Genomic DNA, 24,844 nt, shown 5'->3' with positions numbered 1-24,844 from the left:
GATGTTCTTCCCTCTAAAACTACGCCTTCCCTTTTGCTTTGATAATAGTTTCGGCCACGTTACGCGGCACTTCTTCGTAATGGCTGAACTCCATTGTAAAGACACCCCGCCCCTGCGTCATGGAGCGGATGTCCGTCGCGTAGCCAAACATTTCCGCCAGGGGAACTTTGGCTGTTACCTTCGCTACCCCGGCTTCCGAGGCCATCCCCTCGATTTGACCACGGCGGGAGTTCAGATCTCCCATGATATCACCTAAAAAGTTTTCTGGCACCTCCACTTCTACCTTCATCACCGGTTCGAGCAACACTGGGGCGCACTTCATCACCCCCTCCTTCATGGCAATCGAGGCGGCAAACTTGAACGCCATTTCCGACGAGTCCACTTCATGGTAGGAGCCATCAATCAGGGTCACCCGCAGGTCAATCACTGGATAACCGGCCAGGATGCCACCTTCACAGGCCTCCCGCACCCCCTGCTCTACCGCCGGCACGTATTCCTTGGGCACCACCCCACCTACGATCTTGGAGACAAATTCCAAGCCGGAACCCGGTTCCGCCGGCTCGATTTCGAGTATCACGTGACCGTACTGGCCGCGCCCACCAGTCTGGCGGATGTATTTACCCTCCTGCACCGTCTTTTTGCGGATGGTTTCCCGGTAGGCCACCTGGGGATTTCCCACGTTGGCCTCGACACCAAATTCCCGCAACATCCGGTCCACCAGGATTTCTAGGTGCAGCTCGCCCATCCCGGAGATAATCGTCTGGTTGGTTTCCGGGTCAACCGCCACCCGGAAGGTGGGGTCCTCCTTTGCTAGGGCCTGCAGCGCCTTGGAGAGCTTGTCAATGTCCGCCTTGGTCTTAGGTTCAATCGCCACCGAAATCACTGGCTCGGGAATAAATAGCGTTTCCAGGATCACTGGATGGTTTTCGTCGCACAAGGTATCGCCGGTGATGGTGTCCTTCAGCCCGACCACCGCCCCCAAATCGCCAGCCCGGAGTTCCTCGACCTCAATCCGCTCATCCGCCTTGAGCACCACTAGGCGCGACAGCCGTTCCTTCTTTTTCTTGGTGGCGTTCAGCGCGTAGGTGCCCCGCTGCATCACCCCAGAATACACCCGCACAAACGTCAAATCGCCAAACTTGTCCGCCATGATCTTAAACGCCAGGGCCGCCATCGGTTCGTTGTCGTCGGCGTGCCGTTCCACCTCTTCGCCGCTAGGCAACCGGCCTTTAATCGCCGGGATATCCACTGGCGACGGCAGGTAGTCCACCACCGCATCCAGGAGCAACTGCACCCCCTTGTTCTTGAACGCCGACCCGCACAGCATGGGCACCACCTTCCCAGCAATCGTCGCCTTGCGGATGGCCGTGCGGATTTCCTCCTCGGTCAGCTCTTCCCCTTCCAGATATTTTTCTGTCAGCATATCATCCGTTTCGGCAGCCGCTTCCACCAATTTGGCCCGAAATTCCTGCGCTTTTTCCATCAACTCGGCAGGGATGCTGACCTTGCGAATGTCCTTGCCAATCTCATCGAAATACTCAAACGCGCACATCCGCACCAGGTCCACCACGCCCCGAAACCCGTCCTCAGCGCCGATAGGCAATTGAATCGGCACCGCATTGGCCCGCAACCGGTCACGCACCTGGTCATAGACCTTGTAAAAGTTGGCCCCCGACCGATCCATTTTGTTCACAAAAATAATCCGAGGCACCCGGTAGCGGTCCGCCTGGCGCCACACCGTTTCCGTCTGGGGTTGCACGCCCCCCACCGAACACAGCACCGTGATCACCCCGTCGAGCACCCGCAGCGAGCGCTCCACTTCGATGGTGAAATCCACGTGTCCCGGCGTGTCAATGATGTTGATAGCGTAGTCCGGTTCGCCAGGCATGGGTTGGGACGGGTCATCCGGGTTGCGTTTGGTCCAGCGGGTGCTAATCGCCGCCGCCGTAATCGTAATCCCCCGTTCCCGCTCCTGGGCCATCCAGTCGGTGACCGAGGTGCCCTCATGCACTTCCCCCATCTTGTGAATCAAACCGGAATAGAACAAGATGCGCTCAGTCGTCGTAGTCTTACCGGCGTCAATATGGGCAGCAATCCCGATGTTCCGCACACGTTCAATGGGGGTCGTTCGAGCCACGGCTTCCTCCTGAATGACCTGGAAATCGTCCGTTACAAATTTTATCGTTGTTTGGGCAAATGTGACAGTGCCCTAGTAGCGGTAATGGGCAAAGGCCTTGTTGGCTTCGGCCATCCGGTGGGTTTCCTCCCGCTTTTTGATGGACGCCCCGGTTTCATTGGCCGCATCCATGAGTTCGTTGGCCAGCTTGATGGCCATGGTTTTACCGCTACGTTGCCGCGCATAGGTGGTCAACCAGCGTAAGGCCAGGGACGTTCCCCGCTCCGGTCGCACTTCCACCGGTACTTGATACGTGGCCCCGCCAACCCGCCGGGCTTTGACCTCCACTAGAGGCGTCACGTTGCGCACCGCCTTTTCCAGGGTTTCCAGGGGGTCGCCGCCTGTGCGTTCCTGCACCAGATCCAGCGCTTGATACACCAGCCGGTAGGCTAAATGCTTCTTCCCCCGCCGCAACACGTGACTGACCAACATGTTCACCAACCGGCTGTTGTACTTGGGGTCGGCTTCGATGACACGGGGTTTAACACGACGACGACGCGGCATTGTGCAACTCCGAATGGGACTACTTCTTCTTGCCAGCCGGAGCCGCCGGTTGACCGGGTTTGGGCCGCTTGACCCCGTACTTGGACCGTCCTTGGTTGCGCGGCGGCAGAGAACCGGGATGTTTCACGCCAGCGGCATCCAACGTCCCCCGGATGATGTGGTAGCGCACGCCCGGCAAATCCTTGACTCGACCGCCCCGGATCAGCACCACCGAGTGCTCCTGCAAGTTGTGCCCGATGCCCGGAATGTAGGCCGTCACCTCAAAGCCCGATGTCAACCGTACCCGTGCCACCTTTCGCAGGGCGGAATTGGGTTTTTTAGGGGTCGTGGTGTAAACCCTGGTGCAAACCCCGCGCCGTTGAGGACATCCCTTGAGCGCCGGCGACTTAGTTTTACGCTTGACACTCTGCCGCTCCGAGCGGACTAGCTGCTGAATTGTGGGCATGCAATGGCGTTTTCGCAACAATCAACAATTATGCCAAAGGGGACCAGCCTTGTCAAACGTTGCTCAGAATAGAAGTAAAAATGGGGAGTGGCAATGGACGGGATAGACGCCTGGCTGAAAAATCTCCAGCGCCACCGGCTGATCGGGATTGTGCGGGCTGGCGAACCGGAACTGGCCTACCAGATGGGAGCAACGCTGGCCCAGGCGGGTTTTCGTTTTATCGAGGTCACCTGGGATTGTCCAGATGTGGAAGTAATCATTCCCCGTCTGCAAATCGCCTATCCCGACTGCTGGGTGGGAACTGGCACCATCCGGCGCGATGCCGAGTTAGAGGCCGCCTTGAGCCTAGGAGTGGACTTTATCTTGACCCCCCACACCCAACGGGAGTGGCTGGGACGGAGTCGCACGGTGGGAATTCCCTTAGTGCCCGGTGCTCTAACCCCCACTGAAATCCTGCACGCCTATCAACTAGGAGCGCCAGCGGTCAAGGTGTTTCCCATCGCCAGCGTCGGGGGCACCAGTTACCTGCGACACCTGCGGCAACCCTTGGGACCCATCCCCCTCATTCCCACCGGCGGTGTCACTCGGGCCAATGCGCAGGCGTTTCTGGAGGCAGGGGCCATCGCAGTTGGGTTAGGGCGAGACCTGTTTCCCGAACCCTGGTACTCCCAGCGGGATTGGGTGGGACTGGCTCAGGAGCTGGGGCAATGGCTCAAGGGACTCGGGCTTACAGCGGGCGCAGCAACGGATTCGCCGTAACCAGCTCTTCACGGGTCAACGTATCCCCTTCCGCCTGGGGTGCCCAGAGAATCTCCAGCGCCAGCAGGTCATCTGCACCAATGCTGCCCAAGGTGGTCAAAGCGTTTTTCACATCCGCCAGTGTGTGAATCACCGGCAGTTTCACCGGCCTTGTGGTTGCCACTAGCACCGTTACGAGGATATATTCCCCCGGCTGCTCCGCATCGACCGTCACCGGTGTGAAAACGCCGTTGACCAGCGTTTCCTTTTGCACCTGCGCCCGCACCCGCAACGCAATCCGGTTAAATTCCGACTCCGCTTGATTCAGAGGCGCCTTTTCCGTACTGGCATAGCCGTAGCTCCAGTACTCTGGGTGCCGTAACAGGGCCAACGTCAGTTCTTGGATCAATTGCACGCGGCCTTGAGGGGTATCGGGACGTGCTGTCTGGGCCAAACGGTTCAACTCCTGCTGGAGCGAACGGGCTTGCGCTAGCAAGGCCAACTGCACCTGGGCCACCGTCACCGTGGGGTTCAGTAACGCTTCTTCTTGCCGCTGCTCTTGGAACCGCTGCACCGTCTGGGCAATCAAACCGGCCACCCCCAACAGCAGCACCACTGAGAGCAACCCACCGCCGCCCACAAAAAAGAATGGGAAGGGCGAAAAGACTGGAAACCCAATGCCGCCGCCGTAATAACCCCGGTTGTAACCATAGCTGGGATTCACCGAACGACTCGGCAGCCGGTAGGTGCTTGTTGGCATCCGAAACGAACCACCGCTAATGCGTCCACCGGTTTTGGCCGCCCAGGCTGGCGATACATAGCCCACCGTCAAAAGGGCCGCCAGAACTACCGCCAAAATGACGTTTATCCACTTCCGTTTCACCATGACCCGTCTCGTGCAGCGCCTAGGTTTTTGTCTCTATTGTAACGGGTTGGTTCCCTGGGGATTTTCCTGGGCCAAGGCCTGCAGTTGCTGGCGCATGTCTTCCGTAAGCTTCAACAGCTTGCCTAAGCCCCGGATTAAATTCTTGATGTCCTCGCGAATCCGGGGGTCGCCGGTGATCTGGTCCACGTCAGTAGCCACTTTGCGAAAGGCCGTAAATGCCGATTGAGCTGTCTCCAATGTACGATTCAGCCGCACCAGGCTCGTGCGCAGGGCCGCCCGATTCTCCCGCAAGATGGCGGTTGTGGTATCTGCGGCAGTTGCCATTCGCGTCCCCGCTTGCTCGACCTGCTTGGCCGCCGCCTGCACCTGTTGCAACGTCTGGCGTGCCTCCACCGTCAACCGGCGGATGTCCTGGTTCAAATCCCCCAAACTCTGGGTCAATTTCGCCATGTTGTCCACCAGTTCCGAGTTATCGAGTTGGTTGACCAGGTTGGCCGCCGACCGGACCAGGTCATCAAAGGTAGGGCTGGTTTGACCGGTGACCTGCGCCCCCTGGCAAACAAGCAAGTTCGCATCACAGTCAGGGCTACGAGGACCCGCGTTCACAGTGGCCACATCCAGGTCCGCCTGGGGACTAATCTCCAAGGACGGCTGGCCGACCAGTCCCCCCGTCTGCGCGCGAAAGTGACTCTTTTTGGGAATGAAGATGCCCTGATGATGGATTTCAACCGTCACCAGCACCTGATTGACGCCAGGTTCCACCGCGACCACACGGCCCACTTCCACACCTCGCAGCCGTACTGTGGACCCTACCCCAAGACCAGCCGCATGGCGAAAGGCCACCTGAAACCGGTAGCGATTGGCGTTAAAGGCCACGTCTTCCACCCAGACCCATACCCCAGCCAGCAGTAGCACTGTCATCACAATAAACAATCCCAAGAATCCTTCCTGCTGGCGACGCGAGGGCTTGGTGGCAGAAGTCATGGAACTTCGAAAGATGCGATTGCCCTTAGCCTGAGTATACCCCGGGTTCAGGGTTTTGTTTTCACCGTCACGGGCCCGTAGACCAATGTTTGACATGCCAAGCGGCAATTGGGTTTATTCCGCAACCGGCGCTGCTCAAAATCAGTGGGCGGGGAAAGATATTCCATGCCTTCGACAATTTCCACTACACAGGTCGCGCACTGGCCCACGCCCCCGCAATTCATCAACTTGCCTCGCCAGTTGTACAGATCAATACCGTTAGCCAACGCCTGTTGCCGCAAATTCGCGCCATTGGCCACAATGACCTCCTTGCCTTCCTTGACAAACCGGATGCTTGCTGTGGTGGTTGTGACCATTGCCTGACTCCTCTTCTCTTCCCTAAAAATTCCTTAACAATCCTACATATTGTTTCAATGTCAAGGCTAGGGTCAGGGTTGGAATGTGATCGTGATCAGGGGTCAGTGGTGACAAGGTTAGTACCCGAGTGGCAGGGATGGCAGCGATTATGGGCAGTAGAAAGGGGTTTGGAGGTTCACTCTTATGAAGTCGAAAGTGCTACCAATACTCTTCCTGAGCGCCGTTTTAGTAGGGGGTATGCCACTACGGGCACTGGCCCAGATCACCCACGCCAAACCGACATCAGGAACCAACCTCGGGAATCCCTACAACCAATATCTCCCACCGCCGCCAGTTACCCCGCCGATACCCAAAGACTCAGGAAATACGACCAATACGATGCCAACAGTGCCTAGTCATCTGCAGCAGCAGTTATTTAACCGCGACCGGGATGGGCAACGGGGGATCACTGGAACTCTTCCCAATCAGGAACGGCTCTTGCAAATTGACCCCCGGCTACTGCCACCTTTGCCGGAAGGAGCAAGGCACGCTGCTGAAGCACAGTCCATTCAAGAAGCGGCCCAAGGGATGAAAGACTCTGCTAACCTCTTGCCCGAAGGGTCGCAAGTCAACGTCGAAGAACTCAACCCGCGCAACCGGAATCGGCAACGCCAGGTTCCAGAATCAGCCTCCCACCAGCAGAAGCGTCCCCGTTATCCAGGCGACCGGGGGGACTATGGCTTCATGGAGCGGTTGGAGTCGCATCGGCAGCGGCTCAGGACTGGTAATGCTCCTCGTAATGATGCAGGTGCCCAGCACCGTAACCAAGGGAGAAACGGCCTGCTTGCTCCTGATCTTAGCCAGATCAATAAGCGCAGTTTGGTCGCTGATGGAAACCAGGGTGATAACCGGCCCGTCAAGTATACGGATTTAGGGCCTAACGGCCAAGGGGGCAAGAGCTATGCAGTCGAAGGTGGCTACAGGGTTGAGACAGAGCACTATCCCAATTCCCCAACCTATATCGTCCATGTGTACACGCCCGACGGCCGTTACTACCGTGCGGAATCCACGGCCAGCAGAAGCGGCTATGATGTGCGTGTTTATTATAAGGAGAACCGTAATTCAACCGACCCACCGGTGCTAATCAAGGAGTACCACTCCAACAGGCCAGCGGGGGGCATAATAGAGGGCATGCTCATCGTCCGCTATGACCGAAATGGGAGAAATGGTGAGTTGGACATCGGGTCTCCTTCCAGGCAACGCCGTCATCATATGTGCGACCCTGATTTGCCCTGCGGGGGAGCAAACGCTCCGGCGCCTTGGGAGATAGCACCAGGAGTGTTTGGGCACCTGCGTCCTAAAACACCTATTGAACAAGTCATGGAGCAAGACCGCCCCGGTGCTCAGGTTCTCCCTCCCCGCGATGGTCATGACACCCAAGGTACTGGGCCTCGGATTCAACTTGACGAGCGCATTCCGGTTTGGAATCCCGGCTTTGAACCTCCAGGGCGCGCGTCTGGCCCTGATCCGTCTCGCATTGACCCATTCGGAGGAGCGCGTGTAAACCCCGGGCCACGTCCTATGGGTCCTTAGTCCTGCAGGATTATCCAGAATCGGCAAACCCACCTTAGACCAGGCCTGCTGAAACACAGCGGGTCTTTTTTTGTGCCTAGTGGGAGCATCAAGAACGGGCTTACGTTTTGCACCCCAGGATATGGTATGCGCTTACGAAGTTACAGGGTTGATTTTCCATAGAGTGCGACTGGGATTGGCTTTTTGTTATCAAATAAACTGCCGCAGGGTTGCTAGTAATTCCGGTTCCAAATAGGGCTTGGTTAAATAAGCATTACAGCCTAAATTTCGAGCCACTTGCTGGTGTTTCTCTCCTGCCCGCGACGTCAGCATGATGACTGGCAGGTTGGGGTAGTAGCCTTCTTGGCGGCAAATACTCAAAAACTCAAATCCATTCATGCGCGGCATTTCCACATCACAAACAACCGCCTTGATGCTTGGATGTTGCGCCAGGATTTCTAGCGCTTCTCGCCCGTCTGCGGCTGTATAGACTTGGTAGCCATGTTTGGTTAACGTTTTGCTCAGCATTCCCCGCATGGTCAAGGAATCATCCACAACCAAAATTTCGGTTTGACGGACTGTACGAATGGGCGCCTTGGGAACCACAACCCCTATATCTGGTGTGCGTAACCAGCGTTGCACTAAAGCACTGGCATCTATCACCGGCACTAAACGCCCATCCCCCAGAATCGTACAACCATACACATACGCCGGTGCCGAAAACAGGCCGCTCAATAGCTTAATCACCAAATCCTGCTCTAGTAAAATCTGGTCAATTTCTAGCCCGTAAATTTCCTCCCCCACATTGATTAATATAGCTGAGCTGCTTTAGGTTGTCAGAGAGATGACAGGAAAACCAAGGACGGGGCTACGTCCTGCGACTCTAAGACATGACAAGCATAGATGGCTTAGCTATAGAAGGGGTTGTCCTCGCCCTGCCGGTAAGTTCTCGCCTCTAGTCATTCCTGTTGGCCACCGCACGGGGTAGCGATATTCCAAAACTGAGGGGGCAATCACCGGCACCAACCGTCCCTGCCAGCGGTATAACCGCCGTCCTTGTACAGTTACCTAGGCGTCCTGGGCAACACTGACAATGCCCGCCAAACTGTCCACCGCCAGTGCCAATAATCGCTGCTCTAACTGAAAAACCAGCAGTTCGGTAATCGTTATTCCGGATATGGAGGTGACGCCGCTTCGACGAAACTGCCGATTTCTTCCCACACAGATAAGGGCGAGGTGATTGCCGCTTCCCCAGGAGAGGCCTCATCTCCCCCAAATGACGATAACTCTGGGCCGTCCCACCCATCCAACGGCAGTTCACTCAGGGCAACGAGTTCAGGATCGGGTTCAGGATTTTGTTCCATCCTTTCCAAATCGCCAAGGGCTAGTGCACCAATCGCCACAGCTTGGTCGGGATGGTAAGTCAAGGCGGCCAGTGCTAAGCGGCTAATTCGCACCAGCGCTGGAAAGTTCAGTATTTCCCCCAAGCCGGCCAATACATCGAATTGCGCTCGTAACTCTCCCAGCAAAAGGGGGGAATCGGGTTGGGCCAGCGTCGCACGGATTTCGGCAATTTTAGGCGCAATATCGGTCTCAAAAATGGTGCAGGCAATGTCAACGTGTAATTCGGCTGAGGTCATGGGTTCAACCGTCTGCAGCACTGGCCCACGCCCCCGCAATTCATCAACTTGCCCCGCCAGTTGTACAGATCAATACCGTTAGCCAACGCCTGTTGCCGCAAATTCGCGCCATTGGCCACAATGACCTCCTTGCCTTCCTTGACAAACCGGATGCTCGCTGTGGTGGTTGTGACCATCGCCGGTCCCCTATCTCTCGCAATTCTTTACATTTCTACATACTACTTCATGATATGAAGCAGGGGAAGGGCCTGTAAGTGCGCGAGTGGTTCCAGCGAGGTTTTGTCGTTGCAGGGCGCTGTGCCTTATTCAGTTTGACTACCCGGCAAAAAACGGTAGCATTGGATACACGTGCCTAGCAGCGGTATAGTTACGCTCGTTGTCAACTTGCACGCCCCTGACGCTTCGCTAAAGCCAGCCTATGAATCGTTTGCGCTACTTGATGTGCCCGCCTGACCATTACCAGGTGAACTACGTAATCAACCCCTGGATGGAGGGCAATGTGCATCGCTCTTCCCAACCCAAGGCGGTCACCCAGTGGCAACGGTTGTACCAGATTGTGCAGCAGTACGCCGAGGTGGAGTTGCTCACGCCGGCCCCCGGCTGGCCCGACATGGTGTTTACCGCCAACGCGGGATTGGTCGTGAACCAGCAGGTGGTCTTGAGTCGCTTCTATCACCCGGAACGCCAGGGGGAACAACCCTTCTTTCGAGAATGGTTCCAGGCCCAGGGCTATCAGGTGTTGGAGCTGCCGGAAGGAATTGCGTTTGAAGGCGCTGGCGATGCCCTGCTGGACCGCCAGTCAGGCTGGCTCTGGTGTGGTTATGGGTTTCGCACTATGCTGGAGGCCCATCCCTACCTGGCCAAATGGCTGTCGTTGGAAGTGCTATCGCTGCATTTGATTGACAAGCGTTTTTATCATTTGGACACCTGTTTTTGCCCCTTGAGCGATGGGTATTTGCTGTACTATCCCCCCGCGTTTGACACCTACTCAAATCATCTGATTGAACGCCGGATTCCCCCTGAAAAACGGATTCCCGTGAGTGAGTTAGACGCGATTCAATTTGCCTGTAATGCGGTGGAAATCAATCGGGTGATTATCGCCAATCAGATGAGCGCTTCCTTGCAACAACGGCTAGAGCAGTTGGGCTTTCACGTCATCACCACCGATTTGAGCGAATTTATCAAGGCGGGGGGCGCGGCCAAGTGTCTGACGCTGCGGTTGGATGAACCGGTGGCGATGGTGCCGGCCATGGCGGAAGTGGCCAAGCGTCTGGTGTCCTTGCGTGGTCACCTAGTGGACAGCAATTTGCTCACGGAGGCCCTGGACCGAATTACCGATGGGGGCGGCAGTTTTCAGATTGAACGGCTGCAACTGGGGGCGCACCGGCCCGACCCGTCCGAGATTCACCTGTGGGTCTCAGCGCCGACGGAAGCGGTTTTGGCGGACATTCTGAACAACTTGATTGACCTGGGGGCGCGGCTGGCCGACGGCATGGAAACGCCGGTGCGGTTGGAACCCGTCACGCAGCCGGGGGTTGCTCCCGACGATTTTTACGTCACCACGATTTACCCCACCGAAATTTACCACCAAAACCGCTGGATCCGGGTGCAAAAACAACGGATGGATGCGGTGATTGTCGTGGAGGGGTTGACAGCCACCTGCCGGTTGCTGCGGGATTTGCAAGTGGGAGACCTGGTGGTGTGTGGTGTGGACGGCATTCGTACGTTGCACAGACCGACCCAGGAGCGCAGCCAGGAATTTGGGTTTATGGAATCGGGGGTCTCTAGCGAGCGGCGAGTGGAACTGGTGGTGGAGGAAATCGCCTGGGAACTGCGCCGCATCCGAGAGCGCGGGGGTAAGACGGTGGTCGTGGCCGGCCCAGTCGTGATTCACACAGGGGGCGGTCCTCATCTGGCGACCCTGATCCGCGAGGGCTATGTGCAGGCGCTGCTCGGTGGTAACGCGATTGCTGTGCATGATTTGGAGCAAAGTCTCTACGGCACGTCGCTGGGGGTGGATTTGGCGCGAGGGCGAGTAGTCAAAGGCGGGCACCGGCATCACCTGAAAACCATCAACCTCATCCGGCGCTACGGCAGTATCCGCGCAGCGGTCGAAGCGGGTGTCATCAAATCGGGCATTTTCTGCGAGTGCATCCGCCGGGGGGTGCCCTTTTCGCTCGCCGGTTCGATCCGGGACGATGGTCCGTTGCCGGAAACGCGCATGGATTTAATCCAGGCCCAGGCGGAGTACGCCCAGCTCATCGAGGGGGCGGATATGATTCTCATGCTCTCCACCATGCTGCACTCGATTGGGGTGGGGAATATGACGCCGGCGGGGGTGAAGTTGATCTGCGTGGACATTAACCCGGCCGTGGTGACCAAACTGGCCGACCGGGGGTCTTTGGAATCCATCGGCGTGGTGACGGATGTGGGACTGTTTTTGAGCTTGCTGGTGCGTCATTTGCAACAGTTGGGACAGCCCTACCATCTCACAGCCAACTCCCTAAGTCGCTCAGCCGGTGGGTTATAATCGGCGGCAGGGGGGGGGCGGGGAGCAACCGGTGTGCCCGACGAGCGTTTTCGGCGGCAGTTGCAGGAAGAGGCAGCGAAATGGCGGCAAGAAGGTTTGATCTCTGAGGCGCTGTGGCAGCAACTGGTTGCTCGCTATCAACTGGACCAACTGACGCCCCGACCGCAAATTTTCAGCACAATCCTGTACTCTTTCGGTGGTCTTTTCGTTGGCCTGGCGGTCATCACTTTTGTTGCAGCCAATTGGTCAAACCTGGATAGAGTCAGCCGGTTGACGGTATTGCTTTTGCTCCTGGTGGTCACCAATACCTTGGGATTTTACCTGTGGCAGTACACGACGGGGTTCCGGCGCTTGGGCCAGGGGATATTGCTGGCGGCGGGTCTGATCTTGGGCGCGGTGATTGCGCTGGTCGCCCAAACGTTTAACCTCAGTGGCCCCCTGCACGAATTGTTCTTTGCTTGGAGCCTGGGGGTGCTGGCGATGGCCGTCAGTTTGCGATTACAAACGCTGGGCATGTTGGGTTTGGTGCTCTTGGGCCTTGGCTACGCCAGTTATCGCATTGGCGGTGACACAGCCAACCTGGTGGGTGAAGCGATGCCCTACATCTCGGTCTTGCTGGCGCCGCTGGCCTACTGGTTTGACTCGCGGGCCGTTTTTGTCGTCGTCACGCTGCTTTGGTGCGTGAGTTCAGGGAGATGGCTTTCTGGGCCATTGGCGTTTGCACTACCGGCGGTCATCTTGTGGGGTTACGGCGAAAGTCTCAGACTCGACCGGCTCGGTCAGCGACTATGCCCCACGGCGCGTCCCATGCAACCCGTTGCCCGCGCTTTCAGCCTGGTGCTGCTGGGTCTCGGTTTGACGGTTTATGCCTTTCGATTCGGCTGGGAGGTTTCCCCAGTGCCGGGCGCTGGCCTGCTGTTGCTCGTCTTGGCGGTCTATGTCGCTCTCCATCAATGCTTCGTTCGGCGTGACGCGACCGCCATCGCGCTGGTCGGTGTGGCGGGGGTCTTGGCGAGTATGAGTTTCATCCCAGGGGGAACAGACATGTCTGTGCTGCGCGTCGTAGTGAGTAACCTCCTGCTGCTTGTCTACAGCCTTGGTCTCGTGCGCGTGGGTACAACTCACCTGCGCAGGGGTCCGTTCTGGTTGGGCATGGTGTTGCTGGGTTTTCAAATCCTGAGCCGTTTGCTTGAGTACGATACGGGATTGATGGGGAAAGCCCTAGGTTTCGGTTTGGGCGGCCTGGCGCTGGTGGGTGCCGGTTTCGGGTTTGAACGTCATCTGGCCCGTGTTGCGCGGGAGCCAAGCCCATGAAATTACCCCTGTGGCGCTTTGGGTTGCCCTTGCTGGTGCAGGTGGCGATTCCCCTAGCGGTAGCCGCTCCCTACCTGACCGTCATCGCCGCCAGTCGCACGGTTTATCTGGAAACGTTGCCCGTTGACCCCTACGACCCGCTGCGGGGGTATTCCCAGGTTTTGGGCTATGAGTTTGCCCGGCTTGAGGTCTTGCAATCCCTTCCCGGCGGCAAACGGATAGGCGCTGGGTCGGAAATTTATGTGATTTTGGCAGCGCCGAACAACCCAAACGCGACCGCTCCGGCGCCCTGGCGACCGGTGCGCGTTAGCCCATCCTTGCCCCGCGATTTAGGACCCCAGGAAATTGCGCTGAAGGGGCGCTTGGAGGGCAACAGGGTTCGCTATGGGATTGAAGAAATCTACATCCCCGAAAACCGGCGGGAGCAAATAAACGCCGCGGTCACCCAGGCCAGTCAAAAACGCCAGGCGTTGGTGGAGGTCAAAGTGGGAGATTCAGGGTTGGCCCTGGTGCGCGCCCTGTGGTTGCACGGCCAGCGTTACGCATTCTAATCAGCGCAGGGTTTTACTTAGTAACAATGCCTCCCGGTGCCGCAGGGTATTCATCGCCATTTCCCAGGGAAACACGAAGAGTTGATAGGATTCTGGGGAAAGACGGTCCTTATCCAAATCCTCAATCACACGGCGAAAAATGCTCAACAACCGCTGGCGAGCTTTATCCAGCTCTTGCACACTTTCAGCCCGGTCCACTGCCTCAATAATTTCAACCAGCTCCAAGTTATATAAATCGGCGCGGTTTTTTTGGCGCTCGCTGATTTGGGAACGGATTTGGGCTAGCAACGAAAACCCAATCGTTGCCAGGGTAATCAGCAGGGCAATCGGCTCGGCGTTTTCCTGGAGAAATGACGGTTTATCTCGCTCGTAGTATGCCCTAGCCCCCGGATGAAGCGGGATACCCAGCGCTTGTCCTGAACCCGGATAGCTGATCGAAGCCGTGCGGGGGTTCAAGGTCACGAGGTCGTTCCGGTACTCAAACAAAACGCGGGTGATGTCGCGGATAATTTCCTTGTCCAGGCGCTGGTGGGTAATGAGCAGCGAACGCACTCCCACCGTGGGCAAGTCCTGGGGCGGCACCGGTGGACTGGCACTGTAGGTGCCCCTGGGAATGACGGCAGGTTCGGTCTCGGGATAAAAAATCTGAATGGCGGCGGCCTGGTCGATGGGCACTAAACGGCCCCGACTTTGCTGAAGCAGGCGGCGCATCTCCAGGTTGCCGGACCCAATCACCCGAAACAGGGCATCAACCTGACCTTGCACGAGCGCCTGGCTGGCCGCCGGTCCCGCCAAGTGAATCGGTTGAATGTCCTGCAAATCTATGTCGTAGTGCCGCAGGAGTTCCAAAAAACTGTTGTAGGCCCCGCTCCCCGGCGGCGGCGTCACCACCCGCTTGCCGCGAATATCGCCAAATTCCCGGATGTTAACCCCTGGCCGCGCCACCAGATGAAAAGTCTCCAGGTACAGCCCGGCAATCGCGCGGATGGGGGGCTTTGTGTCCGTGTCGTTTTGCACAAAACCCAAGTCGGCTTTTCCTTCAGCCACCAGGGCCAGGTTTTCGGTCGCCCCTTTAGTTTCGCGCACCTGGAGACGCAGGCGGGGAATGTGGCGGGGGAGCACTCGGGCAAATGCCTGTCCCATCGCGTAGTACTCCCCTTGGGCGCTACCAGTGGCAATCACCAACTCGATTTGTCGGGTGCGGTCGTAGATGATCTTGGCGACAATACCACAGGCGACCAGGGCAAAGGCGACAATTAGGGCGGTGAAGTAGCGCCGGTCCATAGTCAATTTCCGAAGACAGCCAGCTCTGTGTTCAATTTATGACAAATTCCCAAGCCAGCCGTCGCGCAGGGATAACCCTCAGGCTTGACCTGGTAACACCGTTTCCATCAGGAAAGCGCCCTGCAGATCCGTCGCATCTAGATAGGCATCGGCTAGACAAGCTTGGCTCAAATCCGCCCCTTGCAACAGTACGTCGTACAGCGAGGCCCCGCTCAGGTCCGCCGCGATTAACTTGGCATTGGTCAGGTCCGCCTGGTTCAAAATTGCCCCCACCAAGCTAGCTCGGCTCAAATCGGCGCCCTGTAGCATCACACCCGCCAAATCCACACCCGTTAAATTCGCCTGAATCAGTTTCACTCCCGGCATCACCGCCCGCGCCAGGCGAGCATCCGTCAGGTCAGCTTCGGTCAGGTCAGCATCCTTGAGCGTGGCCTGCTCCAGATTGCTCCGGTGCAGGATGGCTTTGCGGAGTTGGGCGCCGGTCAAATTGGTGCGACTCAAGTCCACCCCGCTCAAATCAGCTCCGGTCAAATCCGCCCGCGTCAGGTTGGCGTGCCCCAAATCCACCCGGTCTAAAATCGCCCCGCTCAAGCCAGCTCCCGTCAAATTCGCGCCTCGCAAATTTGTACGACTGAGGTCGGCGTTGACACACTGGGCATCGGTCAGGTCGGCATTGGTCAGGTTGGCTTCGCTCAACATGGCGTCGCTGAAACCGGCCCCTAGCAACTTCGCTCCCGCTAGAATCGCGCGGCTCAAGTCTGCTTCAAAGAAGTTCGCTTGGCTGAGATCACTATTGCGCAACGCCGCCCGCGTCAAGTCCGCCCGCGCGAGATTCGTGCCCACCAACTTGGCGTCGTTCAAATTGGCTCCCGTCAAGTCGGCGCCACTCAAGTCTGCGCCGCTCAAATCGGCTTCAATGAGCACTGCCCGGCTGAGATTGGCTCCCATGAGCTTGGCACCCCGCAGATTGGCCCCCGCCAAATCTGCCTCCGTGAGTTTGGCCTTGCTCAAGTTGGCGTCTTGTAAATCCGCTTGATTCAGATAGGCCCCCACCAGCTTGGCCGCCATCAGGTTGGCTTCCCGTAAAATAGCGCGGCTCAAATCCGCTTCCCGCAGAATCGCCCGGTTCAAATCCGCCCGCGTTAAGTTCGCTTGGCTGAGACTAATACCCGCTAATTTCGCCCGGCTGAAATTGATCTCCCGCAGGATGGCCAACGACAAGTCGGCGCCGCTCAAATTCACTTGGCGGAAATCCCGTTCCCCATCGGCATAGCGCCTTAACAACGTATCGGCATCCATGGCTTTATCATAGCCCCATCGTGGCCCCCAGCAGCGCCTCGTCCATCTCAAAATTGGCTGTCACGCTCTGCACATCGTCCAGGTCCTCCAGCACGTCCAGCAACCGCAACACCTTTCGCGCCTGGTCTGGGTCGGTAATCGTCACGGTCGTCGTGGGTTGCCAGCGGGTGGTTGCGCCCTCCACACCATAGCCCTTGACCTGCACCACAGCAGCCACTTGGTCCAAGTCCTGGGGGTCGGTCAACAGCGCCGGCGTTTCCGCATCCCACTCGTAACTGGTCGCTCCTACCTCTAACGCTAACGCCAGCAGGTCCTCCTCAGTAGTGATGCCGGTCACGGGAATCCAACCCACCTGGGTAAACATCCAGCCGACGCATCCAGTTTCCCCCAAATTGCCGCCGTGCTTGTTAAAGGCCGCCCGGATTTCCCCCGCCGTCCGGTTGCGATTGTCCGTTAGGGCTTCAATCAGTACCGCCACGCCTCCCGGCGCATAGCCTTCATAGCGCACCGATTCCAGGTTTTCCGTGTCGGGACCCAAGCGACCCGCGCCTTTGGCAATCGCCCGTTCGATATTCTCCTGGGACATGCCGGCGGCCTTGGCTTTTTCAATGGCGGTGCGGAGCCGAAAGTTGCCAGCAGGGTCAGGGAGTCCCATGCGCGCCGCCACGATGATTTCCCGCGATAACTTGGCAAAGGTTTGTCCCTTCAGGGCGTCCACCCGCGCTTTTTGGCGCTTGATATTGGCCCACTTGCTGTGCCCCGCCATTGCCGTTGTGCATACGTCAAAACCTTCAATATAGCAGTGTAGCGCCCTGGCCAGCGGCCAATCGGGATTAGGAGACAGGCCAGCCCTTCACAAAACTCAACATTCTTTTCATTCCCGAAGAAATGCTTAAACCTGCGCAACTGTAGCACCGCCGCTATCTACAACGGGAATTAGGTGTAGCAGCGAGTATGACCATGACCACCGTTGGCGCATCGTCCCCAGTCAGAGACTTCAACCCGCGGGTGTGGGTGCAGCGAGGCTTGTGGGGCTTGGCGGCAGCGACCTGGGGGTTAATGGCGCTGGGGAGTGCCACGCGGGTGATGGAAGCGGGATTGGCCTGTCCCGATTGGCCCTTGTGTTTTGGGCAGGTGGTGCCGGCGCAGATGGATTTGCAGGTGTTTCTGGAGTGGTTCCACCGGCTGGTGGCGGCGACCGTGGGGTTGGGCGTGCTGGGGTTAACCGCCGTGACCTGGTGGTGGCGAGCACAACTGCCGCGTTGGTTGCCCTGGGGCGTAACGGCGGCGCTGGGGCTGGTGATTTGGCAGGGTGTGCTGGGGGGACTCACGGTCACGGAACTGCTCCGGTTTGACATTGTCACGGCGCACCTGGGTACGGGGCTGGCGTTTTTCAGTCTGTTGCTGGCGCTGGGGGTCTTGCTCTTGGAAATGCCTGCTCCGCGTCAGCCGTTGCCGTCCTCCTTACCGGCTTTGTCCTTGGCGGCGGCGCTGGCGGTTTATGGGCAAAGTTTGCTGGGGGGCTTGGTGGCTTCGCGGTGGGCGGCGCACCAGTGCCTAGCAGGTCAGCAGTTGTGTCAAGTGTTTTATGGGCATTTGCTGGGACTCGTTCCGGCGGCGGTTTTATCCTTACTAGCGGGGATCCAAGCGTGGCGTGCAGGTTGGAAATGGCTTGGTCAGGGAATCCTGCTGCTATTGGGGCTGCAAATCCTGGTGGGCTGGGGGACGTACCGGTTGCGGTTGCAGGTGGAACCTTTAACCGTCATGCACCAGGCAATTGGGGCACTGTTGCTGGGGGCATTGGTGGTGCTTGCCGTAGGACTCCAACGACGGGCCTGGGAGCGCTAGGGATGTGGGAACGCCTGCGGGATTACTGGCAACTGACGAAACCCCGCATCATCTTTCTGTTGCTGGTGACCACGGCGGGAGCGATGTGGTTGGCGGCGGGCGGGAAACCCGATGTGGGTGTGTTTTTAACGACCCTGGTCACGGGAGCGATGGCGGCGGGGGCAGCCAATACCATCAATTGCCTCTATGACCGGGATATTGACCAGGTGATGGCGCGCACCCAAAACCGACCGATTCCGGCTGGCCGCATTACGCCGTTCCAGGCTCTGGCGTTTGCGTTGACGCTGGCGGTGGGTGCGTTATTACTCCAAGGCTGGCGGGTGAACTGGACGAGTGCCTGGCTGGAGTGGGCGGGTATTGCCGTGTACGTCCTGGTCTATACCCACTGGCTGAAACGTTCCAGTCCCCAAAACATCGTCATCGGTGGCGCAGCAGGAGCGATTCCTCCCTTGGTGGGCTGGGCTGCTGTGACCGGTGAGCTATCCCCCTGCGCCTGGATTTTGTTTGCGATTATTTTTATCTGGACGCCCCCCCATTTCTGGGCACTGGCGCTGATGCTCCGCGATGACTACGCGCAGGTGGGTGTACCCATGTTGCCGGTGGTGGCCGGGGCGGAGTGCACAGCGCAACAAATTCTGGTCTATACGCTGTTGCTGGTGCCCACCAGTCTGCTGCTGGTGTATCCCTGTGGGGTGGTGGGCGGGTTGTATGCCTTGACGGCCCTGATTCTAGGGGGATTATTTCTGTACAAAGTCCTGCGATTGTTTGACCAACCCCAGGACACGCAGCGGGCGCGGGGTGTGTTCAAGTACTCGATTGTGTACTTGCTGCTGCTGTCGGTCGGGATCGGGTTGGACCGCTGGTCCCCGGTGCAGAATTGGCAACAGTGGCTGGTGCAGAAGGCGTTGACGTTTTGGGGCTAGATGCGGTTGCGCTGGCTGGGCTGGGTACTGCTGCTGGGGTTGCTGGGGTGTCGTGTCCATTCCCAGCCGGAACCACTGCCGGTGTCGCAGGTGCAACCCGCTACCCGTTATCGCGTGGTATCGGTGATCAAGGGGTTGGAACGGCCCTGGGGCATGGTGTGGCTCCCCAACGGAGACATGTTGATTACGGAGCGACCGGGACGCCTGCGCTGGGTGCAAGGGGGTAAGTTACGACCGGAACCGGTGCCTGGCATTCCCCCCGTGTTGAACCTGGGGCAAGGGGGCCTGCTGGATATTGCCTTGCACCCCTGTTTTCCCAATCCCGCCTGGGTCTATTTCACCTACGCGCAGGGGACGGTGGAGGCCAATCGCACGGTGGTGGGGCGTGGCACCTGGCAAAACGGGCGGCTGACGGAGGTGCGGGAGATTTTCCGGGTGGCCCAGACCAAGTACCGGACGCAGCACTTTGGGTCGCGCCTGGCCTGGCTGCCGGATTTTACGCTGCTGGTGAGCATTGGGGATGGCGGCAACCCGCCCATCAGCTACGGGGGGCGCTTGATCCGCGAGCAAGCCCAGAACCCGAAGAGTCACCTAGGGAAAGTCTTGCGCCTGAATCCCGACGGCACGGCACCGGCGGATAACCCGTTGGGGGCAAAAGCCGCGCCGGAAGTCTGGACACTGGGCAACCGCAATATCCAAGGGCTGGTGGTGGACCCGGTGACAGGGCAAGTCTGGGCGACGGAACACGGGGCGAAAGGAGGGGACGAGGTGAACCGGCTGGAGGCGGGGAAAAATTACGGCTGGCCGCGGGTGACCCACAGTCGCGAGTACAGCGGCGAAGAAATCACCCCCTACCGGTCGTTGCCGGGGATGGTGGACCCTGCGTTGGTCTGGCCGGGAACGGTAGCGCCGTCTGGGCTGACCATTTACCGGGGTGAACGCTTTCCCGACTGGCAGGGGCAATTGCTAGCAGGTGGATTGCGCTCGCGGGCGGTGCATCGGTTACAGGTGCTGCCCAACGGCAAGGTGAAAGAAGTCGAGCGGATTGACCTGCGCCAGCGGGTGCGGGACGTGCGGGTGGGACCCGATGGCCTGGTTTACGTGCTCACGGATGCCGATGACGGTCAACTCCTACGCATCGAACCCGTCCCCTGATGCCCTACCCTAGAAAACTATGGGATTAATCGTTCAAAAGTACGGCGGCACTTCGGTTGCCAATGTCGAGCGCATCCAAGCGGTCGCCCAGCGGATTGTCCAGACGGTGGCCCAAGGGCACCAGGTGGTGGTGGTGGTCTCAGCGATGGGCCGCACCACTGACGAGCTGATTGCCCTGGCGAAGGCGGTAAATCCCCAGCCGTCTCCCCGCGAAATGGATATGTTGCTCTCGACCGGCGAGCAGGTGAGTATTGCCTTGGTGGCAATGGCGCTCGAAGCCCTGGGGCAACCGGCCATTTCCCTAACGGGGACGCAAGTCGGCATCATCACCGAAGCAGACCATGGACGCGCCCGCATTTTGCACATCCCCACCGACCGGATTCGCCAGGAGCTAGAGCAGGGCAAGGTGGTGGTCATTGCCGGGTTTCAGGGCATCAGCAGCAGTCGCACTCTGGAAATTACAACCTTGGGGCGGGGCGGGTCGGATACATCGGCGGTGGCCATCGCAGCGGCTCTAGGCGCAGATGGATGCGAAATCTATACCGATGTGCCGGGGATTTTGACCACCGACCCCCGCATTGTGCCAGACGCCCAGGTGCTTCCCCAAGTCACCTGCGAAGAGATGCTGGAGTTGGCCAGTCTCGGGGCCAAGGTGTTGCATCCCCGCGCAGTGGAAATTGCCCGCAATTTCGGGGTGCCAGTGGTGGTGCGCTCCAGTTGGACCGATGAGCCGGGCACGCGCTTGATCACGCCCACGCGGCGCACGATTCCCCACCGAGATTTGGAGGTGGCTCGGCTCGTAGATGGGGTGGAACTGGATGACCAGCAGGCAAAAGTGGCCCTGTGCAATGTCCCTGACCGGCCAGGCGTTGCAGCCCAGTTGTTCGGGGCGCTGGCTAACGCCGGAATCAACGTGGATTTGATCATCCAATCCATCCAGGCGGGAGCCACGAATGACATTGCTTTTACCGTGCAGCGATCGGATTTGGCGCAGACCGAGCAGGTGGTGCAGCAATTCGTAGGGCAGTGGGGCGACCCTGTCACCTGTCACGTCTCGGCGGCAATGGCCAAGGTGAGCATTGTTGGAGCGGGGATGGTGGGCCGACCGGGCGTGGCTGCCAGTATGTTCAGCGCCCTAGGGGAAGCTGGGATTAACATTGACCTGATCTCCACCTCAGAAATCAAGGTCAGTTGTCTGGTGGATTTGGCCAATGCTACCCAGGCGGTGCGGGTCCTCAGCAGCAGTTTCAAAGTGCCGGTCTTGCCGCTGCCGGAAGATACTGGAGAGATGACACCCGTGCGGGGAGCCGCTCTAGACGACGAGCAGGCGCGGCTGGTGATTCGCCGCGTTCCCGACCGGCCCGGTTCCGCAGCCTGCATTTTTCTAGCGTTGGCCCAGGCGCGGGTGAGCGTGGATATGATCATCCAGTCCGAGCGGGTGACGTGGATCGATGGCCGGCCCACCAAAGACATTGCCTTTACGATTCACCAGGACGATGTGGAACGCGCGCAAGCGGCCTTGGTTCCTGCCCTGGCCAAGCTGAACTGTGAGTACCTGGCCGTGGATGCCGACATTGCCAAGGTCAGCGTGGTGGGCAGCGGCATGGTACGCAAACCCGGCGTTGCGGCGCAGATGTTTGCCAGTTTGGGCCAGGCGGGGATCAATATCCAGATGATTGCCACGTCGGAAATCAAAATCAGTTGCCTGGTGAGCCGGTCGGAGGGCAAAAAAGCGCTGCAAGTGGTGCATCAAGGGTTCGCGCTGGCTCAGGCCACAGGCTAGAATACTGTACGGATAGGTTGCAGGCATGCCACCGTGCTCAACGCACTCGCAACTGTCATTGGACTGGGCTTGGCGATACTGCTGGTGTTTCCCTGGCTCCAGGAGTGGTTGCGTTCACCACGCTACCGCCTGTGGGGCTGGACAGTGAGCTTGGCGTCCTTGGCCGGTGTCGGCGTTTGGTGGGAAACCGGCATGACGGTGCCAGGAGCGTTCGCCAGCGCCGGTGCCTTTGCTCTGGGGGGACTGTTGAGCTGGTATTGGCTGGGACCACCGGACCGCAACCGTGCCGCATTCACCCAGATGTTTCACCAGCTCCTGACCGGCCAGCGAGCGTGGGATGAACCGACTGTGAAGCGCCTATTCCGCCTGGCCCCACCGGACGAACTGCCCCGTCTGCAAGCGACCATCCGCTACATGCACGCCCACTACCCTGAACTCCGGGCTGTTCTAGCACCCTTTCTTGAATCCCCATGACGCGCAACAAGGTGTACGTAGTCTGGCGGGGACGAAAACCGGGCATTTATCGCCGGTGGGATGAGTGTTGGGCACAGGTAGGCGGCTACAGTGGCGCTCAGTACAAGGCTTATCCTAACTGGGAAATGGCGCGCCAGGCGTTTGCCCAAGGGCAGGAAGGGGTTCAACCGTCCCTAGCTCCAGAGCAACCAGTCGTGCCCTACCTGACACCGAGCTATGCCGTGGACGGGGCCTGTTCCGGCAATCCGGGGGTCATGGAATATCGCGGGGTGAATACAGTCACGGGGGAAGAAATTTTCCGGCGCGGGCCGTATCCCTGGGGCACCAACAACATTGCGGAATTTTTAGCCATTGTCACGGCTTTGCAATGGTGCGCCGAACGGGGGTGTGATTGGCCCATTTACTCAGACTCTGACGTGGCTTTGGGTTGGGTGAAAAAGAAGCGGTGCGGGAGTCAATTGCCGGTGGAGGGAACAGCCTTGGGTGATGAAATCCAGGCAGCGGAAGCCTGGTTGCAAACCCATACCTATCCCAACCCCTTGTGCAAGTGGGACACGGAGCGTTGGGGACAAATTCCTGCTGATTTTGGACGGAAATAAAGGATGAACGGCACGGTTGGCGTTTTGGGTGGGGGGCAACTGGCCTGGATGCTGGCCCAAGCGGCGCGGGATTTGCATATCCCCTTGTGGGTGCAAACACCGGATCCCCAAGCCCCGGCCATTCCCCTGAGCGCCGGCGCCGTCATTGCTCCTCTCGATGACCGCAGCGGGTTAGAACGGCTTGTGCAGCAGTGCGATGTGATCACGTTTGAGAACGAATTTATTAATCTGGAGCTATTGGCGGCGATAGCGCGACCTACTACCCGTTTTTGCCCACGTTTAGAGAGTCTGGCGCCCCTGTTGGATAAATATCGCCAGCGATGCTACGCCCAAGGGTTGGGGATTCCCGTGCCGGAATTTTGGTTGCTAACGCCTGGGGAACCTGCGCCCACTTGGCCTTTGGTGGTCAAAGCCCGCCGCTATGGGTATGACGGCCTGGGTACGCGCATCATCCACACCCCGGCGCAACTGGAGCAACTCTGGCGCGAATGGCCTGTGACCGATGTGCTGGCGGAAGCCTACGTGCCTTTTGTGCAGGAGTTAGCCATTGTCGCCGCGCGGAGTCTCTCGGGAGAAACGGCCTTTTACCCTGTCGCCCACACCTATCAAGCCAACCAGGTCTGCCGGTGGGTCTATGCGCCAGCGCCGGTGCCCGACTCGGTGGCAACTGCCATTCGGGACTACACCCATACCCTATTGACAGCACTGGATTATCACGGCGTCCTGGCAACGGAATGGTTTTATCTCGCCGATGACCGGGTGTTGCTCAATGAAGTGGCCCCCCGCACCCACAATTCTGGCCATTACACGATTGATGCCTGCGTCACGTCCCAATTTCAACAGCACCTGCGGGCGATTACCGGGCAATCCTTGGGCAGCACGACCATGACAACGGACGGGGCGTTGATGATTAATCTACTAGGCTACGAAACGGCTATGTGCGACTACCGGCAACAGCGGGAGCAACTGGCGCAATGGGGCCGGGTGTATTGGTATGGGAAAACGCAGGCGCGACCGGGGCGAAAACTCGGGCACGTGACCTTACTCAACGTTGCACCAACGGCCATTTCTCACTGGGTGGAGCACGTCGAGTCTGTCTGGTCAGGTGGTTTACCCGTCCTGAATTTGGTACAGTAAAACAAGAGGTTCTTCTGCGGTGTTGGTGACTGCCAATAATGTTTTGCGATCTACACCCAACGTATGAGGGAACCGAAACTCTGGCGGCAGTAGACTGGGCGTAGTACCCAGAAACTTTAAGTCAGAGGCTAGAGGTACCCACCTGTTGTTGTTGCGGTCCAAAACTGAGGTAAAACGGCACCGCGGGGTCCTCCCATCAGGTATGTAAAAAATCAACGTAAATTAAGGAGCCTAACTACCTAGGCCGTTTACTGGGTTGTTGCTGTGGTTGCATAACTCACAAGGTTAACTTTAAGCGGCTATGAAGTCTCACTCTCATGAGTTAGTTGAACGAGCAATTGCAGCAATGATGGCCGCGATTGAACATAATAAACCTAATTTTCCGTACAGAGCTGAATCCTTTGCCGTCCTCGCGTTTAATGCCTAGGAACTTTTACTCAAAGCCAAGTGGTTAATAAATTGGAAAGTTTGTATGTTCCTCAGAGTGGCAGTGGTAAGAAACAGAAGTACGAACGAAGTCGCTCGGGCAGTCCATTAACCCACGGCGCTAATCATCTATAGCTAAAATCACAAAAATTGACATAAGCTACGGATGGTTTCATTAACCAAGGATTGCAGATTTTTGATTGCATTCACCTGTAACTTACGCACCTTTTGTTTAATCCG

23 protein-coding genes and 1 other RNA gene are annotated in these 24,844 nt (G+C 58.3%); 12 read left to right on the top strand and 12 right to left on the bottom strand.

The window, feature by feature from the left end:
• Positions 1–19 precede the first annotated feature (19 nt).
• From fusA to rpsL, 3 genes are all read right to left on the bottom strand, one after another.
• The gene (fusA, locus tag NZ705_09145; GenBank protein ID MCS7293116.1) at positions 20–2,137 is read right to left on the bottom strand and encodes an elongation factor G; all 2,118 of its coding nucleotides are present in this window, start codon (positions 2,135–2,137) and stop codon (positions 20–22) included.
• Positions 2,138–2,209: 72 nt separating this feature from the next.
• Positions 2,210–2,680 (bottom strand): 30S ribosomal protein S7, encoded by a 471-nt coding sequence (gene rpsG / locus NZ705_09140; protein ID MCS7293115.1) that lies wholly within the window; start codon positions 2,678–2,680, stop codon positions 2,210–2,212.
• Between the two features lie 19 nt (positions 2,681–2,699).
• Positions 2,700–3,125 (bottom strand): 30S ribosomal protein S12, encoded by a 426-nt coding sequence (rpsL, locus tag NZ705_09135; GenBank protein MCS7293114.1) that lies wholly within the window; start codon positions 3,123–3,125, stop codon positions 2,700–2,702.
• Between the two features lie 93 nt (positions 3,126–3,218).
• Here rpsL and NZ705_09130 point away from each other — a divergent pair, with 93 nt between their 5' ends.
• Complete coding sequence (locus NZ705_09130; GenBank protein ID MCS7293113.1) at positions 3,219–3,884, top strand: bifunctional 4-hydroxy-2-oxoglutarate aldolase/2-dehydro-3-deoxy-phosphogluconate aldolase; 666 nt, start codon at positions 3,219–3,221, stop codon at positions 3,882–3,884.
• Here the strand turns inward: NZ705_09130 and NZ705_09125 are convergent.
• The 6 genes from NZ705_09125 to NZ705_09100 form a co-directional block, all read right to left on the bottom strand.
• Positions 3,853–4,749 carry a DUF1517 domain-containing protein gene (locus NZ705_09125; GenBank protein MCS7293112.1) on the bottom strand — a complete coding sequence of 299 codons (897 nt, stop codon included), beginning with the start codon at positions 4,747–4,749 and terminating at the stop codon, positions 3,853–3,855. The genes NZ705_09130 and NZ705_09125 overlap by 32 nt on opposite strands.
• A gap of 33 nt (positions 4,750–4,782) precedes the next feature.
• Positions 4,783–5,733, bottom strand: a complete 951-nt coding sequence (locus tag NZ705_09120) for an MlaD family protein (protein MCS7293111.1) — start codon at positions 5,731–5,733, stop codon at positions 4,783–4,785.
• Between the two features lie 47 nt (positions 5,734–5,780).
• Positions 5,781–6,089 carry a (2Fe-2S)-binding protein gene (locus NZ705_09115; GenBank protein MCS7293110.1) on the bottom strand — a complete coding sequence of 103 codons (309 nt, stop codon included), beginning with the start codon at positions 6,087–6,089 and terminating at the stop codon, positions 5,781–5,783.
• A 1,762-nt stretch (positions 6,090–7,851) separates the two neighbouring features.
• Entirely contained in the window at positions 7,852–8,451 is a 600-nt protein-coding gene (locus NZ705_09110; protein MCS7293109.1) for a response regulator, read from the bottom strand.
• A 356-nt stretch (positions 8,452–8,807) separates the two neighbouring features.
• Positions 8,808–9,281 carry a hypothetical protein gene (locus tag NZ705_09105; GenBank protein MCS7293108.1) on the bottom strand — a complete coding sequence of 158 codons (474 nt, stop codon included), beginning with the start codon at positions 9,279–9,281 and terminating at the stop codon, positions 8,808–8,810.
• Positions 9,278–9,457 (bottom strand): hypothetical protein, encoded by a 180-nt coding sequence (locus tag NZ705_09100; protein MCS7293107.1) that lies wholly within the window; start codon positions 9,455–9,457, stop codon positions 9,278–9,280. Before NZ705_09100 ends, NZ705_09105 begins: the two co-directional genes overlap by 4 nt.
• Positions 9,458–9,699: 242 nt before the next feature.
• Here NZ705_09100 and NZ705_09095 point away from each other — a divergent pair, with 242 nt between their 5' ends.
• Genes NZ705_09095 through NZ705_09085 form a run of 3 tightly spaced genes read left to right on the top strand, consistent with a single transcriptional unit; the run spans position 9,700 to position 13,676 of the window.
• The gene (locus NZ705_09095; protein MCS7293106.1) at positions 9,700–11,811 is read left to right on the top strand and encodes a TIGR00300 family protein; all 2,112 of its coding nucleotides are present in this window, start codon (positions 9,700–9,702) and stop codon (positions 11,809–11,811) included.
• A 33-nt stretch (positions 11,812–11,844) separates the two neighbouring features.
• Positions 11,845–13,125 carry a DUF2157 domain-containing protein gene (locus NZ705_09090; protein MCS7293105.1) on the top strand — a complete coding sequence of 427 codons (1,281 nt, stop codon included), beginning with the start codon at positions 11,845–11,847 and terminating at the stop codon, positions 13,123–13,125.
• The gene (locus tag NZ705_09085) at positions 13,122–13,676 is read left to right on the top strand and encodes a GDYXXLXY domain-containing protein (GenBank protein MCS7293104.1); all 555 of its coding nucleotides are present in this window, start codon (positions 13,122–13,124) and stop codon (positions 13,674–13,676) included. The genes NZ705_09090 and NZ705_09085 overlap by 4 nt, the downstream gene beginning before the upstream one ends.
• Here NZ705_09085 and NZ705_09080 read toward each other — a convergent pair whose 3' ends face one another.
• The 3 genes from NZ705_09080 to NZ705_09070 form a co-directional block, all read right to left on the bottom strand.
• On the bottom strand, positions 13,677–14,960 hold the full coding sequence (locus NZ705_09080) for a TAXI family TRAP transporter solute-binding subunit (protein MCS7293103.1): 1,284 nt from the start codon (positions 14,958–14,960) through the stop codon (positions 13,677–13,679). It abuts the gene before it with no gap.
• A gap of 78 nt (positions 14,961–15,038) precedes the next feature.
• Positions 15,039–16,259, bottom strand: a complete 1,221-nt coding sequence (locus NZ705_09075; GenBank protein ID MCS7293102.1) for a pentapeptide repeat-containing protein — start codon at positions 16,257–16,259, stop codon at positions 15,039–15,041.
• Between the two features lie 7 nt (positions 16,260–16,266).
• Entirely contained in the window at positions 16,267–17,025 is a 759-nt protein-coding gene (locus NZ705_09070; GenBank protein MCS7293101.1) for a YebC/PmpR family DNA-binding transcriptional regulator, read from the bottom strand.
• 194 nt (positions 17,026–17,219) lie between these two features.
• Here NZ705_09070 and NZ705_09065 point away from each other — a divergent pair, with 194 nt between their 5' ends.
• The 8 genes from NZ705_09065 to ssrS all read left to right on the top strand — a co-directional run bounded on the left by NZ705_09065 (position 17,220) and on the right by ssrS (position 24,371).
• Entirely contained in the window at positions 17,220–18,107 is an 888-nt protein-coding gene (locus tag NZ705_09065) for a COX15/CtaA family protein (protein MCS7293100.1), read from the top strand.
• 2 nt (positions 18,108–18,109) lie between these two features.
• Positions 18,110–19,030: a heme o synthase gene (locus NZ705_09060; protein ID MCS7293099.1), complete on the top strand. Its 921-nt coding sequence runs from the start codon at positions 18,110–18,112 to the stop codon at positions 19,028–19,030.
• Positions 19,031–20,185 (top strand): PQQ-dependent sugar dehydrogenase, encoded by a 1,155-nt coding sequence (locus NZ705_09055; protein ID MCS7293098.1) that lies wholly within the window; start codon positions 19,031–19,033, stop codon positions 20,183–20,185.
• A gap of 19 nt (positions 20,186–20,204) precedes the next feature.
• On the top strand, positions 20,205–21,968 hold the full coding sequence (locus NZ705_09050) for an aspartate kinase (GenBank protein MCS7293097.1): 1,764 nt from the start codon (positions 20,205–20,207) through the stop codon (positions 21,966–21,968).
• A gap of 33 nt (positions 21,969–22,001) precedes the next feature.
• Entirely contained in the window at positions 22,002–22,442 is a 441-nt protein-coding gene (locus NZ705_09045) for a hypothetical protein (protein ID MCS7293096.1), read from the top strand.
• On the top strand, positions 22,439–23,041 hold the full coding sequence (locus NZ705_09040) for a ribonuclease H family protein (protein ID MCS7293095.1): 603 nt from the start codon (positions 22,439–22,441) through the stop codon (positions 23,039–23,041). Before NZ705_09045 ends, NZ705_09040 begins: the two co-directional genes overlap by 4 nt.
• 3 nt (positions 23,042–23,044) lie before the next feature.
• On the top strand, positions 23,045–24,178 hold the full coding sequence (locus tag NZ705_09035) for a 5-(carboxyamino)imidazole ribonucleotide synthase (protein MCS7293094.1): 1,134 nt from the start codon (positions 23,045–23,047) through the stop codon (positions 24,176–24,178).
• Positions 24,179–24,186: 8 nt separating this feature from the next.
• Positions 24,187–24,371, top strand: a non-coding RNA gene (gene ssrS / locus NZ705_09030) — 6S RNA.
• Positions 24,372–24,844 lie beyond the last annotated feature (473 nt).

The organism is Gloeomargarita sp. SKYB120 (genome assembly GCA_025062155.1).
Taxonomy (GTDB): domain Bacteria; phylum Cyanobacteriota; class Cyanobacteriia; order Gloeomargaritales; family Gloeomargaritaceae; genus Gloeomargarita.
Note: the sequence above shows the minus strand (reverse complement) of the source record. Positions and strands in the feature narration are given on the sequence as shown.